Source organism: Collinsella aerofaciens (assembly GCF_015560135.1).
Lineage (GTDB): Bacteria > Actinomycetota > Coriobacteriia > Coriobacteriales > Coriobacteriaceae > Collinsella > Collinsella aerofaciens_AN.
Genome location: NZ_JADMRH010000002.1, coordinates 131,839 through 147,761 on the forward strand (window position 1 = coordinate 131,839; position 15,923 = coordinate 147,761).

The following is a 15,923-nucleotide window of genomic DNA, read 5'->3' on the forward strand; positions in this document are numbered from 1 at the left end:
GAATGCGTATCTACAACAGCGCTACCCATAAAAAGGAAGAGTTCCAGCCCATCGAGTCCGGCAAGGTCCGCATGTACGTGTGCGGCCCCACGGTCTACGACAACATCCACATCGGCAATGCCCGCACGTTCATCAGCTTTGACGTGATTCGTCGCTGGCTCATCGCGAGCGGCTACGAGGTCACATTCGCCCAGAACCTCACCGATGTCGATGACAAGATCATCAAGCGCGCCAACGAGCAGGGCCGTACGGCCGCCGAGGTCGCGACGGAGTTCTCCGACAAGTTCATCGGCGTCATGCGCGCCGCCAACGTGCTCGATCCCGATGTGCGCCCCCGCGCCACCAAGGAAATCGGCCCCATGATCGCCATGATCAAGACGCTCATCGAGCAGGGCCATGCTTACGCCGCCGATAACGGCGACGTGTACTTTGCTGTGCGCAGCGATCCCAACTATGGCCAGGTCTCGGGCCGCAACATCGATGACCTTATGGTTGGTGCGCGTATCGAGGAGAACGAGGACAAGAACGACCCGCTCGACTTTGCCCTGTGGAAGGCCGCCAAGCCCGGCGAGCCCAGCTGGCCGAGTCCCTGGGGCGAGGGCCGTCCCGGTTGGCACACCGAGTGCGCTGCCATGGTGCATCGCTACCTGGGCACCCCGATCGACATCCACGGCGGCGGCTCCGACCTTGCCTTCCCGCATCACGAGAACGAGTGCGCCCAGGCCACCTGCGCCTGGCACCAGGGCTTCTCCAACACCTGGATGCACACGGGCATGCTGCTGGTTGACGGCGAGAAGATGTCCAAATCGCTCGGAAACTTCTTTACGCTGGCCGAGGTGCTCGAGCAGCACTCTGCCGCGGCCCTGCGCCTGTTGATGCTGCAGACGAGCTATCGCTCGCCGCTCGACTTCTCCTGGGAGCGCCTGGAGGGTGCCGAGAATTCGCTCACGCGTATTGCCGGTACGGTCGAGAACCTTCGTTGGGCTGCGAACCATGCGACGGCCGATGCCGATGCGGCTGCCGCCGAGGCGTTTGCCGCCAAGGCCGCCGAGACCCGCGCCGCCTTTAAGGAGTGCATGGACGACGACTTTAACACCGCCGGTGCCATGGGTGCTGTCTTTGGCTTTGTCACCGAGTGCAATCAGTATCTGGAGCAGGCGGGCGATGCTGCCGACAAGGCCGCAGTCCTGGCTGCCGCCGATACACTGGCCGAGCTGCTCGATACGTTTGGCGTTGAGCTTCCCGAGCCCAAGGTCGAGTTGCCGCTGGGCCTGCTGGGCGTTGCCGCCGGTTTGGTTGCCTACACGGGCGACGACGTGGACGAGGCCGCTGCCAAGATTCTCGAGGCTCGTGCCGAGGCTCGTGCCGCCAAGAACTGGGATCTGGCAGATGCCATCCGCGACCAGCTCAAGGACCTGGGCCTCACCATTGAGGATACGGCCGCGGGCACTCGTATTAAGAGTCTCTAGTATTTTTCGACCGTTCGAGGTGCGGCAGATTGCCTTGAAAGAGGAGGGCATAGACCTGGTGGTCATGCCCGACGATTGAAAGGCAAGGTGCCGTGGCTCGGACGGTCGATTCTTGTTCGTTATCTATTTAAGGAGGCCGTCCTATGGCCGACAATCGCAAGCGTGCGCCTCGTGGCGGCAAGCAGGCTGCTTCTGGCTCGCGTCCGATTCGCCGCAATGATCGCGCTGCCGCTCCCAAGGGCCAGCGCGATCGCACCCAGGCCGCACGTCCGCAGCGCGATCGCAACCGCGACGCTGTCCAGGCTCCCAAGGGCGAGTTTATCGAAGGTCGTCGTGCTGCCGCCGAGGCGCTACGCACTGGTTTTCCCATCAAGTGCGCGCTCATTGCCGAGGGCGGGGAGCGCGATGCCGCCTTGTCGCGCCTGGTCGATGACCTCAACGCCGCAGGTGTCCGCATTAAGTTCGTTCCACGCGCGCAGCTCGATGCGCTGTCGAGCCATGGCGCTCACCAGGGCATTGCGCTCGAGGTTGGCAACTTCCCCTATGCCGATGTCGCCGACATCCTCGATCGCGCGGGCGACGGTCCGGCGCTTGTCGTTGTGCTCGACCATGTGACCGACGACGGTAACTTTGGCGCCATCGTGCGCTCTGCCGAGGTTGTGGGCGCAGCGGGCGTCATCATCGCCAACAAGCGTGCCGCCGGCGTGACCGTGGGCAGCTACAAAACTTCAGCCGGCGCCGTCATGCATCTGCCTATCGTGCAGGTGCCCAACATCGCCCGTGCGCTCGACGATCTTAAGGGCGCTGGCTTTTGGGTGGGCGGTGCCTCCGAGCACGCCGAAGGCAGTTGCTGGGATGCTCCCTTCGAGGGCCGCGTGGCGCTCGTCATGGGCTCCGAGGGCGACGGCATCTCGCGCCTGGTGCTCGAGAAATGCGACTTTTTGACCAAGCTTCCCCAGCGCGGCATGACCGAGAGCCTCAATGTTGCCCAGGCGACCACGGCGTTGTGCTTTGAGTGGCTGCGCCGCAACGCCGGCGAGCTCATGGGGGAGGAGTAGAGCATGTCCAAAAAGAACCGTGCCAAGTCCAAGGCCAAGCGCTTTGGCGAGGGTTCGGCCAAGCCGATTGTTTCGGCCGCGACCTACGGCGTGGGCGGCAATGCGTTTGCGCAGGCTATCGCCGACCCGGTCTCGACGGTGCACTCCAACAAGCCCGAGCTGCTGGTGGTCGACGGCTACAACGTGATCCACTGCACGCCACGCTACGAAAAGCTCGTCTACGACCATTCCGACGATCCGTATTCCAGCGACGTTCACGATATGGCGCGCACCGCCCTCATCAACGACGTTGCCGCGTTTGCCCAAGGCCGCTACGAGGCTGTGATCGTCTTTGACGGCGCGGGAAACATCTCCAGCGAGCGCCCCAACCTGCCTGCTCGCGGCGTGCGCATCGAGTTCTCGCCGACGGGCGTATCGGCCGATACCGTGGTGCAGAAGCTCTGCATCGAGGCACGCGAGGAAGGCCGCGCGTGCTCCGTGGTGTCGAGTGACGGCACGATCCAGGCCGTCGTCATGGGCAAGGGCGTTACACGCATCTCGAGCCGTATGCTGGTGGACGAGATCAAACAGATCGATAACGACGTGCATGAGGCCGAGGAAGCACCCCAGATCAAGATGACCCTGGGCAGCCGCCTGAGCCCCGATGCCCTGGCAAAGCTTAAGGCCCTGCGCGGGCGGTAAGGGAGTTGGCGGGGCAATGCTGCCTCGCTAACTCCATTCAGCGATGTCGATCACTCTTTCGAGGCGCCACGTTAGCGCCTCTTTTAGATAAGGCAGTCTCGCTGCTAGGGCATCGTTTTTAGACAGAATCTCGATCGCCTCGTCGACAAAGCCCTCGAGTTTGTCGCCGTCAAACCAGCCCATGTCCTCGACGAGCAACATTTGTTTGGCGGGGCTTGAATGAAATTGTGCGCTGGTAAAACTGTGCTCTCCCGCCCTAAGCTCCTCTAGTGATATGTTGCACCAGAGCGATGAGCCCGAATCGAAGATGGGGGCAGGTCTGCAAGCTTGCGTGTTTACGTTTCGCACGAGGCCGAAGTTGCGCCAATGACGATCGTAGTTGGCAATGATGTCGTCACATACGATCATGCGGTCAAGGGCATCCTTGACGCCTGTCACCCCGAGCTCCTCGCAGTTTGCTACATATCGCTCGTAGTCGGTTAGCCATTCATCTGCGTTTGCGTGCTGGTTTACATAGAACGCAGGGACATACTCTTCTTCATCAGTTAAGAAGACATCGCATGTGCTCAGGGCGGAAGTGCCCGTGCCCTCGAGCGAGTAAGGCACATAATCGCAGGCGTTTAGGATGCGACGGTGGAGCGCGGTCGCCACCAGCTCGTTATAAGGTTCCTGGTCCAGGTGCGCTCCTGCCTTATGCAGAATTCGACGTTCGTCCTCGCACGTCCAGTACTTTTGAAGATTGCCGTCCGAGGTGTTATCGGGCTTTGCGGCAGCCGCTTTTCCCTCTGGGGCAAAGGGTGCAATGGACAGCGAGACGTCATCAAAGGCGTTATTGAAGAAGTTGATATCCTCCCAGGTGAGACCGGAACCTTGGGGCCTAATCCAATACTGGTCGGATAAGGAGAGGCCGAGATTTCGCTGGACGAGTTCATCGGGAACATCGACTGCGGCTTCTGCAAGCAGGGAGGCTAGCCCAATGCGTGCGAGCGGGATACCGCGGCCGCGCCACCAGATGCGGAAGGAGTCTAGCGATATGGGGCTATTAGGGCCAAATACTCCAATAGGGGCGTGGGCGTAATCGATGTCGGCACCGATGTGGGTAAAGTCTTTTCGCGATGTACTGTAGACCAGCTGAGCGACTTCGTGCGTGCGATTCATGAGGGTGAACGCGATCTCGCTCTTACCGTGGCCGCGGCGGGGACGTCCCCCCGTTTTGGTCACGGAGCGGAGTCGCGTGTCGACGCTGTCTTTGTCGATGAGCCATACACCAGAAGCCTTGCGGGCCTCAAGTGCTCCGTTTTTTATGAGCTCCTGCACCCTGCGCGGAGTGATGCCGAGCAGCTCGGCGGCTTCTTTGGTAGTAAGCATCGCGAAACCCTTCGCCAGAACGAATAGTTTTATATATAGCAATTGTAATTAAAACTATTCGTTCTGGCGAATGGTTTTAAGATTGAGGGCGCACTGACAGAAATGAACGGGCCTGGTACGCGTTGTTGCTGGATTTTGCATATTTGTATAACGCCGTGCGGCCTGTTGCGCCCCGTCCGCAATTCCTTTATTCTTAACTCGCTTCGCGTGAAAGCGCCAAGTGTGCCAGTGTGGCGCAACGGTAGCGCAACTGATTTGTAATCAGTGGGTTGCAGGTTCGATTCCTGTCACTGGCTCCATGAGAGTTTCGGGCTCTGTTTCCTTGTGGGACAGGGCCCGTTTCTATTTATGTCGATAAGTCAGCGTGTTTGGCGCCAACCAAGCTTCAGGTTTGTCTCGATCCGTAACACGAGTGGGCTGAAGACCCTCCTTATAGTTACAGATCGAAACATTGCCAAGGGAAGGCCGATAACATCTCGATCCGTAACACGAAGAGGCTGAAAACCGTTCTTACTGTTACAGAATGAGACGTAAGCGGGGGTTTCTGCGAAACATCTCGATCTGTAACAGATAGGGGAGGAATAACCCTCTTACTGTTACAGGTCGAGACATAGGCCGGGGCGAGGTTGGTCATCGTCATCGAGCGTGGATTATCGGACACACGAGCGTGGAAAATCTTCCGCCTAGTGAATGAGCGTGGATAATCTGCCACTTTGGATTCGATGGCACGGCAAAGTGGGAGATTATCCACGCTCGATTTCAAACGGAAGAAAATCCACGCTCGATTTTGCCTGGGAAGAGCAATCTTCTGTCTGGGCAGCCCCGATCTCGACCTATAAATAGGTGCAAATAAGCTGGTATCGAAGGTCGATGCTGCAGATGTACTCCACCGTGACAAAGTGTTCCCTCGTGAAATGTCACAAGCGTAGCCAAATCCACCGTCCTTCATATCCAAACTCAACAAAACCGCAGGTCACAGCTATATAGATACGCCCGGCACCGTGTATCTAGAGGTTTTCGTTGACAGCCCCCAAGGTTGCATCGTATTATCTTTTTCGTTCGCGGGGGCGGCGGTCCAAAAGACCAAAGGACCTGCGGATACTTGAACGATTGGGAGTTTGCCCGAGTGGTTAATGGGGACGGGCTGTAAACCCGTTGGCTCTGCCTACATAGGTTCGAATCCTATAGCTCCCACCCGTCAAGTGCCTGTATAGCTCAGTCGGTAGAGCACTTCGTTGGTAACGAAGAGGTCACCAGTTCAAGTCTGGTTGCAGGCTCCATCCGGCGGTGTAGCTCAGTTGGTTAGAGCACACGGTTCATACCCGTGGCGTCACTGGTTCGAATCCAGTCACCGCTACCATAGGTAACACGGTGGCTTCTCAATAGTATGTTGAGAGGCCACTATGGTATAAAGGCAAAGTCCCGTCCGGGGACGACCTGTTTAGAGGAGGGCTTTATGGCCAAAGAGAAGTTTGAGCGCACTAAGCCGCATGTTAACATCGGCACCATTGGTCACGTCGACCACGGCAAGACCACGCTGACCGCTGCCATCACCAAGGTTCTCTCCGAGACCGAGGGCTGCAAGGCTGACTTCACTGCGTTCGAGAACATCGACAAGGCTCCCGAGGAGCGCGAGCGCGGCATTACGATCTCCGTCTCCCACGTCGAGTACGAGACTGCTGCCCGTCACTACGCTCACGTTGACTGCCCGGGCCACGCTGACTACGTCAAGAACATGATCTCCGGTGCTGCTCAGATGGACGGCGCTATCCTGGTCATCGCCGCTACCGACGGCCCCATGGCTCAGACCCGCGAGCACATCCTGCTCGCCCGTCAGGTCGGCGTTCCCTACATCGTCGTCTTCCTGAACAAGTGCGACATGGTCGACGATGACGAGCTCATCGACCTCGTCGAGATGGAGACCCGTGAGCTCCTCTCCGAGTACGATTTCCCCGGCGACGACATTCCCGTCATCCGTGGTTCCGCTCTGGGCGCTCTCGAGGGCGACGCCAAGTGGATGGACGCTATCCGCGAGCTCATGAAGGCCGTCGACGAGTACATCCCGACGCCTGCTCGTAACAACGACCTCCCCTTCCTGATGGCCGTTGAGGACGTTATGACCATCTCCGGCCGTGGTACCGTTGCTACCGGCCGTGTCGAGCGCGGTGAGCTCAAGCTCAACGAGCCCGTCGAGATCGTCGGCATCAAGGATACCCAGAACACCGTCGTTACCGGTATCGAGATGTTCCGTAAGTCCATGGACTTCTGCGAGGCTGGCGACAACGTCGGTCTGCTGCTCCGCGGCATCAAGCGCGAGGACATCGAGCGCGGCCAGGTTCTCTGCAAGCCCGGTTCGGTTACCCCGCACACCAAGTTCACCGGTGAGATCTACGTTCTGACCAAGGAGGAGGGCGGCCGTCACACCCCGTTCTTCGATGGTTATCGTCCTCAGTTCTACTTCCGTACCACCGACGTTACCGGTACGGTCAAGCTCCCCGAGGGCACCGAGATGGCTATGCCTGGTGACCACATCACCATCGAGGGCGACCTCATCCACCCGATCGCCATGGAGGAGGGCCTGCGCTTCGCTATCCGCGAGGGTGGCCACACCGTCGGTTCGGGCATCGTCTCCACGATCATTGAGTAAATTAGCTCTTTGATATAGCTGACTTAGAGAACCCGGCACTTATATGGGTGCCGGGTTCTTTTCTGCAATGGATATTGAGCCGTTGCTGGTGTCGAGAGGATCGACAATGGTCCTGGATGCACCGTCGATTAGATCTCGATGGCTTCATTGATGTGTTCCAAATATGAATGGATCCACCGAGAACCAATTGACTCGAGGTTTTCATTGACAGCACTTACGTGGAGCTGATAAAGTAACAACTCGTGCCCGTACGGGGCGGAAATGAAAGGTTCAGGATACATGCGTACTCTAGTTACTCTTGCGTGCACTGAGTGCAAGCGCCGCAACTATACGACCACCAAGAACAAGTCGACCATGCCTGATCGTATGGAGATCAAGAAGTATTGCCCCTGGTGCCGTCACCACACGCTGCACAAAGAGACTCGCTAGTCTCTAGTCACATACGCCAGTAGTTCAATTGGTAGAGCATCGGTCTCCAAAACCGAGTGTTGAGGGTTCGAGTCCTTCCTGGCGTGCCAGTCATTATTCCGTAAGCTCCCAATTGGGGGCTTACGGTTTACTCATGTATAAGCGCATTGCGCGGAGGTAACCCAAATGGCCAACAAGAAGAACAAGAAGAAGGCTCAGCAGCAGGCGCCTGCCAACAACGCTGCCGCCAACTCCAAGGTTGAGGCCAAGAAGGCCGTTGCCAAGAAGAACGAGAAGGCTGCGAAGTCCAAGAAGAACGAGAAGCCTGGTTTCTTCGCCCGCACCAAGAAGTATTTCGCTTCGGTCAAGTCCGAGATGAAGCGTGTCACGTGGCCCGATAAGAAGGAGCTCGTGAACTACTCGGTCGTCGTTTGCGCTTCTCTGATCGTCGTCGGCGTCGTCATCGCTCTGCTCGATGCTGGCTTTGGCGAGGCTCTTGCTCTGTTCTCTGGATTGAGGGGCTAAACCATGTCTAAGCGTTGGTACGTCGTTCACACTTACTCTGGATACGAGAACCGTGTTAAGTCCGATCTCGAGCATCGAATCGAGACTATGGGCATGCAGGACCGTATCTTTGATATCGAGATTCCTATGGAGCGTGTCACCGAGATTAAAGAGGGTGGCAAGCGTGAGACCAAGGATTCCAAGATTTTCCCGGGTTATGTCCTTGTCCGCATGGAGATGGATGATGATGCTTGGACGTGTGTTCGTAACACGCCTGGCGTCACCGGTTTCCTAGGCGGCAACGGCAAGCCCGCTCCGCTTTCCCGCGACGAGTACAACAAGATGACTCGTCGTCCCGGTAAGGGCGATTCGCCCAAGCGCACCTCGGTTGATATTGAGGTCGGTACGTCCGTCCGCGTCACCGATGGCCCGCTTACCGACTTTGATGGCAAGGTCTCCGAGGTTAACACCGAGGCTGGCAAGCTCAAGGTCACGCTGATGATCTTTGGCCGCGAGACGCCGGTCGAGCTCGACTTTAACCAGGTCGCTGTCATCGCTTAAGTTTTCGTCCGTTCGCGCGAGCGTGCTTCTTCTGTGACTGCTCATCTCAGGAGTGCTTCTAACACGTGCGTGCTTACGATATAGCAAGTACTTCACACTCGTGATTCGAAAGGAATGACCATGGCTGAGAAGAAGGTTGCCAACGTCATTAAGCTCCAGATTCCTGCTGGTGCAGCAAACCCTGCTCCTCCCGTCGGCCCCGCCCTGGGCGCTGCTGGCGTGAACATCATGCAGTTCTGCCAGGCCTTTAACGCCGAGACGCAGGACAAGAAGGGTGACATCATCCCCGTTGAGATCTCTGTCTACGAGGACAAGTCCTTCTCCTTCATCACCAAGACCCCGCCGGCGGCTCACCTTATCAAGAAGGAGCTGAACCTCAAGTCTGGTTCCGCTAAGCCCCAGGCTGACAAGGTTGGTCAGCTCTCCCAGGAGCAGCTCACCAAGATCGCCGAGATCAAGATGCCGGACCTCAATGCCAACGACATTGACGCCGCCAAGAAGATCATCGCCGGTACCGCCCGTTCCATGGGCGTCACCATCGCTGAGTAGCGATTTCTTATGGTAACGGCGGGTGCTCCGACCGGGGCGCCCGTTAAATGTGTGCAATAGGGCACACGATACGATGTGGGAGGGCTCACGCCCGTTTAACCACAGGAGGTAATGCACATGGCTAAGCATGGTAAGAGCTATAACGCCGCTGCCGAGAAGATCGACCGCGCCACGCTCTACACCCCCCTTCAGGCTGCCAAGCTCATCAAGGAGCTCGACACCGCCAAGTTCGACGAGACCGTCGAGGCTCACTTCCGTCTGGGCATCGATACTCGTAAGGCTGACCAGAACATCCGTGGTTCCATCTCCCTGCCCCACGGCACCGGCAAGACCGTTCGTGTTGCCGTCTTTGCCGAGGGCGAGAAGGCCCGCGAGGCTGAGGCTGCCGGCGCCGACATCATCGGTTCCGACGAGCTCGTCGCCCAGATTCAGAAGGGCGAGATCAACTTCGACGCCGCTATCGCTACGCCGAACATGATGGCCAAGGTTGGCCGCATCGGTAAGATCCTTGGTCCCCGTGGCCTCATGCCGAACCCCAAGCTCGGCACTGTGACCATGGACGTCGCCAAGATGGTCTCCGAGCTCAAGGCTGGCCGCGTTGAGTACCGCGCCGACCGCTACGGCATCTGCCACGTGCCCCTGGGCAAGAAGTCCTTCTCTGAGCAGCAGCTCGTCGAGAACTACGCTGCCCTGTACACCGAGATCCTGCGCGTCAAGCCCTCTTCTGCTAAGGGCAAGTACGTCAAGTCCATCTCCGTGTCTTCCACCATGGGCCCTGGCGTCAAGGTCGATCCCGCTGTCCAGCGTGACTTCCTGGCTGAGTAACTGCTAGTTACTGCTTGAGCAAAGCAAGCATTGCTAAAGAAACCCGGTTCTGCCTTGCGCAGGACCGGGTTTCTTGCTATCGCGTCAAAACCACCTCAAAGGGGACAGTGTCCTCTTTGTGGTGGTTACCAGAGTGTTCTGGCCGTTGAGGGCTCGATGGCTTCGTGGCGTTTGAGCTCGCGGCGTATGGTTTGTGAGTTGAGCCAAGCTGCTTGCCAGCCGCGGATGGGGTAGTGCGTCTGGTCGAGCTCAAACTGCGTATAGCCGCAGGCGTTGATGATCGTCGTTCCACACACATGCTGACGCTCGCGCTGAAAATCGCAACCGTAGCTTTGGTGCACATGCCCGTGCACCATGTAGTCGGGATTCCAGGATTCGAGTGCTGTGTTAAAGCACTCGAATCCTCGATGCGGCAGATCGTCCAGATCACCCATACCGGCGGCGGGTGCATGGGTAAGCAGAATGTCGCACCCGCCGACCATCCTAACCTTACGCGACAGCTTACGCATGCGCTTGGACATCTCGCGTTCGGTGTACATGTTGGCGCCGTCGCGATAACGCATGGACCCGCCAAGGCCCGCAATGCGAATCCCTCGGTACGTGTACACGCTGTCCTCTACGCAGATACATCCACCCGGTGCATGACGTGCGTAGCGGTCATCGTGATTGCCGCGCACGTAGATGAGCGGTTTGTTGATGACCGTAACCAAAAACTCAAGATAGTCCGGGTCCAGATCGCCGGCGGACAAAATCAGGTCGACTCCCTCAAAGCGTTCCTTGCGAAAGCACTCCCAAAGGCATCGTTCTTCGGTATCGGCTATGGCAAGGATTTTCATAGGGCAGGGACTTTCGGCTCATCGTCGAGCTGCGGAATGGTGCCTACCACGTTGTCCGCCAGCCAATTCATCTCGACAATCTGCGTGCTCGGCAGCGGAGGGAAGCCTTCGATCTGTACCACGCCGTTCTGGCTGTGGAGCTCGCCGCCAAAGGGGTTGATGGATCCCTCAACAATGCCGTTGCGGAGCAACTGCACGAGTTTGCGCGTTTGGTAGGGTAGGCCCGGAGCGTAACGGATGTCGATAACGCCGGAGCTCATGCCATACCAGTAGTTGACAGCGCGCACTTGGTTGTCGTCGCTGGTCTCGTCCCACGTGCCGTGAAGAAGGCTGCGAACGATGAGCTCGTAGTAACGGCCCCAGTTCCATACCGGCATGGCGATGCCGGAAACCTTGCCATCGACCAGGCGGTGGAGTCCGTAGGCCGTAGGGTCTTCGAGCGACTTTGACATGTCAGCGCCGGTCATGACGCTCACGCCTTCGCGGCACATGGCCTCGGCAAGGCCTCCGGCGGGCACATCGCCCCAGGTCAGGATGATTTGCGCACGGGGGTCGAGCAGCGAGGCGCCAATCGCAAAGGCGTTGATCTCGCTGAGTGCGCCCGAGGCGAAGACCGACGCGTGGTAACCGATGCGGTGGTTGTCCGCCATGCTGGCGGCAAGGGCGCCCAGGAGAAACTTGGCCTCGTACATCTTGCCAAAGTACGAGCGTACGCTTTGATGGGGAAGGCCGATAGAGCAGTTGAGGAACCGAACCCGGGGATACTCAACGGCAGCCCTGAGCGTGTATTCCATCAGGCGGTGCGAGGTCGAGAAGATGACGTTTGCTCCATGTTTGACAGCCGTTTCCACGGCGGCGTAGAACACATCCGGATCGTGACAGTCCTCGAACGCCTCGGTGCGCACGATACCGCCAAAGTGCTCATCGAGATACTGACGCCCTTGGTCGTGCAGGCTGTCCCAGCTCGACGTCGCACAGGGGAACTCATGGATAAAGGCGATGCGCAGGGGGTTGGCCGCCGAATAGACGGTCTTGCCCATAAAGAGGTTGAGCACGCCGGAGGTGGACTTGGCGGGCGTCTCCTCCTCGTCGACGCTCGGTGCTTCGACAAGATCGACTTTGTCCTCGTCATTTTTGCCGGCAATGACCAGCTCGCGCCAAATCTTGCACAGGCGGTTTACGACGATATCCGTCGGCGTATCCAGCAGGCGGTCCTGGTTGTACACATTGAGGTAGACGAGCATGGCGTCGGCGGGCGTAATGTCCAGGTGGTCGCCGCCTGCGCGAAGGTAGGCGCGCTTAAAGAGCAGGAAGGTGTGGCGCAGGTAGTCGACCTTTTTCTGCGGCCATTTTTCGATAAGGTTCTGACCGAGCATCTTGGCGAGCGTCTCGTAGCTTCCCTCACGCGAGAACTCGATCTCGTATAGGGGGCAGACGCGCCAAAACGCGCAGAACTCGCCGTACAGGCGGCTTTCGACGGAATCCCATGTGCCGGGGTAGAGACGGGTGACCTTGGCCGAAACCGTCGGAGCGTCCAGGAATTTGAGGACACTGACGCGTTTGTTGCCTTCCTGGACATAGAACCGATGCATGAACTCGGTGACGATGATGGGGTCGCGATAACCCTCGGTTACCTGGATGTCGTAGAGGTTGGACCACTTGCGGGCGAACTCGGTGCCAAACGGCAGCAGGGGCATAAAGTTGCATGAAAAGGCGGACTGACGGCCCTTGGTAACCGTACCGACGACCATTTCGAGCGGAATGTCTCTCAGGCCGACATTCTCTCGCTGGCCTAAGGGGAGCTGGGCAACCAAGCTATCGAGGTCCGTGAGGTACGGATACTCGCTTTGACTAATGGCGCGTCGACGTCCTTGCTCGCCGCGCTTGCGTGCTTGACGGTAGGCCTCTTCCATGATGTTGCTCCCTTAGTCGTTTAAACAACTATATAAACCATGGTACCACGAATGAAAACCACAACAAAGGTGCCTGTCCCCTTTGTGGTGGTTTAGGCAATGATGGGGGCGATGGCGCGGATGCAGGCGTCGGCAGCGGTGAAAGTGGTGCTGTCGTCGCTGACGATAAAGATGATCTTGCCCTTGATGCCAAAGTCGCCGATCTCGCTAAAGAGCACATACGGCTCCTTGTCAAAGCCCGAGATGGGAAGCACGGCGGCCTTGGTGGCGCTGGTCAGCTCGTCTGCCAGCGCGTCGAGCGAGGCCCACTTGGACGTGTCCTTTACGGCAACGGGCACAGCCACGCGCCCAAAGGGCATCAAATGCACGAGCGTGTTCTTGGAGATGTTGGAGTTGGGGACGATGATGGTCTGCCCGCAGGCATCTTCGATGGTCGTGTGGCGCCAGGTGATGTCCTGGACCACGCCCGACACGCCGCCGACTTCGATATTGTCGCCAGGCTTGATGATGCCCATAAACGTAACCTGCATGCCGCCGATAAGGTTTGACAGCGTGTCCTGAAAGCCGAGCGAGATGGCGATGCCGCCGACGCCAAGAGCGGCGACGAGCGCGTTTGCGTTAATGCCAAAGCAGTTGTCGAGGATAAAGCTGCCGCCGATCATCCAGATGACGGCGCGTGCGATGTTGATGAAGATGCTCGATGCCGGAAGCGGGTTGTCGTCGCGATTGAGCAGGTGACGCAGGGTCTTGGATACGACCTTGGTGGCGACGGCGGTGCCTATCGCCAAGATGACGGCCCAGATGATGTTGTGGACCCACCGTTGCTCAAAGAAATGAAGAATCGGCTCAAACAATTCCATGTAGGGAAAACCTCCTTATGATCGTCCAACCATGATACCCACCAAGAAGCCCGTCCGATCAAATTCGGACGGGCTTCTGTGCTCGATATAAGGTTTACGCGGCGGGGCTGTAAGGCCCGGCGGTGTAGCTTAGCGTCGACGCTTCCAGATAATGCCGAGGATGATGACGATGATGCCGCCGATAAGGCACGCGCCAACTACTGCCAGCGTGCGGTCTCCCGTTGCAGCGAGCTTACCGGTCGTCTTCTTGGTGATGACCTTCGTGGTCGTCGTGTCCGTCTTAGGTGAGGGCTTAGGCGTCGGGGCCGGTGTGGGCGTGGGGTCCACGGCAGCGGAGCCAAAGCTGATGGTGCCCGCGAGCGAGGCCATCTTGCTCTCCCAGCTGTTCTGCCCGATCAGCGCCCTTAGCGCTGACTCGCAGGTACCCCACTCGGTGTGCTTGGTGGCGTTTGCGAAGGTGGGGAAGTCGGTCGTGTTGGTGATGATGTAGTTGTTGGTGGCGACGGTATAGGTCTTGGCGGGGTCGAGCGTGCTGCCATCTTTGGTGAGTGTGGCACTCACAATGTGCTTGCCTTCGGGCTGCGTCCAATCAATCGTCACGTTGATGCCGCCAAAGGAGAGAACGCTGCCAGAGTCATCGCGCCACTTGTACTTGTCTTGCGCCTCCTGCTCGGTGTGACCGGCCGCCACATAAGCCTGCTGAAGCTCGTAGCTGTCGTTGCAATCGTCGCTGATTTGTAGCGAGTGCTCGAGCGCTGCGAGGAAGTCCGCGCCGGTCATGGTCCAGGTCTCCACGGTGTTGCCGTAGGGCGAGATGGCGATGACGTTGCCGGCGGTCACGTTGCCCGCCGCGATGCCGCCGCGGATGCCGCCAGCGTTTTCGATAGCGAGGTCCGCGCCCGTCAGGGCAAGATAGGAGCCGCAAATCACGTGGCCGATGGTCTGGGCCTTGGTGGTGTCGCCCTCCTTGCTGGGGCGGAAATCGGTGGTGCGCACCATTTCCCAGCCATGCGTGCCTGCGGCGTCCTCGCCGTAGAAATAGTTGGTAGAGCTCGTGCCGAGCACCTCGCTCGATGCGGCGCTAAAGGCATCGTCGAGCGGCTTGATCTTGTTGTTGTGGACCTCATCAAGGATGCTCTGATAGGCGGAGCCCTTGTTGGGGTCGGTCAAAAGAGCGTTTACGTCCTTGGCGGTGTAGAGCTTCTCGTTGCTGCCGTCTGCAGGGACCGTGACCGTGTCATCGTCGGTCGTCTCGGTGCCATTCGTGTCGTATTTGTACGGAATGGAAAGCAGTCCTACCTCGGCAAAGGCACTGCCCGCCTCGACAACGTGGATTGTCTTGCCGTCGGCTCCCGTCACCTTCTCGTTAAGGTTGATGTGCTCGTGGCCTGCGATAAGGGCATCGACGCCACGGAGTCGCGTGGCAAAGGTCTTGGCGTCGAGCGTGTGCGCGATGCACACAACAACATCGCAGCCCTCCTTGCGCAGCTGCTCTGCCTCGGTATTGATGGCGTTCGCGGCACTCGAGAAGCTGGTGCCCGCGACCAGGTCCGCGCGCAGCGAGGAACCTAGCGACTCATCCATGGCACCCACGACGCCGACCTTGATTTTGTAGTCGAATGTGGAGTGATCCTCGGTATCCTCCCAGGTGCGATCGAGCGTCTTCGTGATGCTCGAGCTCCATACGCCGCTCGTGGACTTCGCGTTCGCGCAGAGCATGGCGAAGGGCGTGCCGGTGGTGCTGTAGCCGGTCATGGTGCGGAGTTTGTCCGCACCGTAGCTCCAGTCGTGGTTGCCTGGCGTGGTCGCGTCGTAGCCGTCGGCGTAGAAGGTGTCCATGAGCTCGGCGATGCTCTTGCCCTCGCTCATGGTGGCGAAGGACTGTCCGTGGAAGGTGTCGCCCGCATCGAGCAAAAGATCGGGGACGCTGCTTTGGGCGCTATAGAGAACCGCCAGTCCGTCAAAGCCCACAGTGCCGGTGCCCTTGCTTGCGTTGTAGCTGTACTTGTAGCTGCCGTGGATATCGTTGGTGTGCATGACGGCCACGGAGCCGTCAATAGCGGCGGGCAGGTTTCTCGCGAAAGCGAGGCTTGGGATGCCTGCGAGCGCGCCGGCAAACAACGCGGCGGCCAACGCAAAGCGGGGGAGTCTTTTCATGGCAGTTTCCTTAGTCCTTAGCCAGAATGTCTGGTTGAATATCGGATTATCGACATAATATGCGAAAACCGCCGCAAGGGCGTCTGT

Annotated in this window: 14 protein-coding genes and 5 tRNA genes; 14 read left to right on the top strand and 5 right to left on the bottom strand. The window is 58.6% G+C overall.

Going from position 1 to position 15,923, the window contains the following annotated elements; translation table 11 throughout:
* Positions 1 to 2 precede the first annotated feature (2 nt).
* The 3 genes from cysS to I2H19_RS01570 all read left to right on the top strand — a co-directional run bounded on the left by cysS (position 3) and on the right by I2H19_RS01570 (position 3,208).
* Positions 3 to 1,469: a cysteine--tRNA ligase gene (gene cysS, locus I2H19_RS01560; RefSeq protein WP_195620872.1), complete on the top strand. Its 1,467-nt coding sequence runs from the start codon at positions 3 to 5 to the stop codon at positions 1,467 to 1,469.
* Between the two features lie 143 nt (positions 1,470 to 1,612).
* Positions 1,613 to 2,527, top strand: a complete 915-nt coding sequence (gene rlmB, locus I2H19_RS01565; RefSeq protein WP_195620873.1) for a 23S rRNA (guanosine(2251)-2'-O)-methyltransferase RlmB — start codon at positions 1,613 to 1,615, stop codon at positions 2,525 to 2,527.
* A 3-nt stretch (positions 2,528 to 2,530) separates the two neighbouring features.
* Positions 2,531 to 3,208 carry an NYN domain-containing protein gene (locus I2H19_RS01570; RefSeq protein ID WP_006234978.1) on the top strand — a complete coding sequence of 226 codons (678 nt, stop codon included), beginning with the start codon at positions 2,531 to 2,533 and terminating at the stop codon, positions 3,206 to 3,208.
* A gap of 27 nt (positions 3,209 to 3,235) precedes the next feature.
* On the opposite strand, the gene I2H19_RS01575 is transcribed toward I2H19_RS01570, so the two are convergent.
* On the bottom strand, positions 3,236 to 4,576 hold the full coding sequence (locus I2H19_RS01575; RefSeq protein WP_195620874.1) for a DNA-binding protein: 1,341 nt from the start codon (positions 4,574 to 4,576) through the stop codon (positions 3,236 to 3,238).
* A 224-nt stretch (positions 4,577 to 4,800) separates the two neighbouring features.
* Between I2H19_RS01575 and I2H19_RS01580 the strand changes: the two genes are divergently transcribed.
* From I2H19_RS01580 to rplA, 11 genes are all read left to right on the top strand, one after another.
* Positions 4,801 to 4,875, top strand: a tRNA-Thr gene (locus I2H19_RS01580).
* A gap of 813 nt (positions 4,876 to 5,688) precedes the next feature.
* Positions 5,689 to 5,770 (top strand) — tRNA-Tyr (locus I2H19_RS01585).
* Positions 5,771 to 5,780: 10 nt separating this feature from the next.
* Positions 5,781 to 5,856 (top strand) — tRNA-Thr (locus I2H19_RS01590).
* 3 nt (positions 5,857 to 5,859) lie between these two features.
* Positions 5,860 to 5,936: transfer RNA gene (locus I2H19_RS01595), tRNA-Met, on the top strand.
* A 96-nt stretch (positions 5,937 to 6,032) separates the two neighbouring features.
* A complete protein-coding gene (gene tuf / locus I2H19_RS01600) occupies positions 6,033 to 7,223 on the top strand; it encodes an elongation factor Tu (RefSeq protein ID WP_035137538.1) in 1,191 nt (396 codons plus the stop codon).
* Between the two features lie 279 nt (positions 7,224 to 7,502).
* On the top strand, positions 7,503 to 7,652 hold the full coding sequence (rpmG, locus tag I2H19_RS01605; RefSeq protein WP_022093895.1) for a 50S ribosomal protein L33: 150 nt from the start codon (positions 7,503 to 7,505) through the stop codon (positions 7,650 to 7,652).
* A gap of 13 nt (positions 7,653 to 7,665) precedes the next feature.
* Positions 7,666 to 7,741 (top strand) — tRNA-Trp (locus tag I2H19_RS01610).
* A gap of 76 nt (positions 7,742 to 7,817) precedes the next feature.
* On the top strand, positions 7,818 to 8,156 hold the full coding sequence (gene secE / locus I2H19_RS01615) for a preprotein translocase subunit SecE (RefSeq protein WP_006234983.1): 339 nt from the start codon (positions 7,818 to 7,820) through the stop codon (positions 8,154 to 8,156).
* Between the two features lie 3 nt (positions 8,157 to 8,159).
* The gene (gene nusG / locus I2H19_RS01620) at positions 8,160 to 8,696 is read left to right on the top strand and encodes a transcription termination/antitermination protein NusG (protein WP_099432095.1); all 537 of its coding nucleotides are present in this window, start codon (positions 8,160 to 8,162) and stop codon (positions 8,694 to 8,696) included.
* A gap of 120 nt (positions 8,697 to 8,816) precedes the next feature.
* The gene (gene rplK, locus I2H19_RS01625; RefSeq protein ID WP_022093893.1) at positions 8,817 to 9,245 is read left to right on the top strand and encodes a 50S ribosomal protein L11; all 429 of its coding nucleotides are present in this window, start codon (positions 8,817 to 8,819) and stop codon (positions 9,243 to 9,245) included.
* A gap of 117 nt (positions 9,246 to 9,362) precedes the next feature.
* Positions 9,363 to 10,070, top strand: coding sequence for a 50S ribosomal protein L1 (rplA, locus tag I2H19_RS01630; protein WP_022093892.1), 708 nt, complete (start codon positions 9,363 to 9,365; stop codon positions 10,068 to 10,070).
* A gap of 125 nt (positions 10,071 to 10,195) precedes the next feature.
* On the opposite strand, the gene I2H19_RS01635 is transcribed toward rplA, so the two are convergent.
* From I2H19_RS01635 to I2H19_RS01650, 4 genes are all read right to left on the bottom strand, one after another.
* On the bottom strand, positions 10,196 to 10,906 hold the full coding sequence (locus I2H19_RS01635; protein WP_195620875.1) for a metallophosphoesterase family protein: 711 nt from the start codon (positions 10,904 to 10,906) through the stop codon (positions 10,196 to 10,198).
* A complete protein-coding gene (locus I2H19_RS01640) occupies positions 10,903 to 12,819 on the bottom strand; it encodes a BMP family ABC transporter substrate-binding protein (protein WP_195620884.1) in 1,917 nt (638 codons plus the stop codon). The genes I2H19_RS01635 and I2H19_RS01640 overlap by 4 nt, the downstream gene beginning before the upstream one ends.
* Before the next feature lie 92 nt (positions 12,820 to 12,911).
* Positions 12,912 to 13,679 (bottom strand): mechanosensitive ion channel family protein, encoded by a 768-nt coding sequence (locus tag I2H19_RS01645; protein ID WP_195568938.1) that lies wholly within the window; start codon positions 13,677 to 13,679, stop codon positions 12,912 to 12,914.
* 129 nt (positions 13,680 to 13,808) lie between these two features.
* Positions 13,809 to 15,836: a bifunctional metallophosphatase/5'-nucleotidase gene (locus tag I2H19_RS01650; protein ID WP_195620888.1), complete on the bottom strand. Its 2,028-nt coding sequence runs from the start codon at positions 15,834 to 15,836 to the stop codon at positions 13,809 to 13,811.
* Between the last annotated feature and the right edge of the window lie 87 nt (positions 15,837 to 15,923).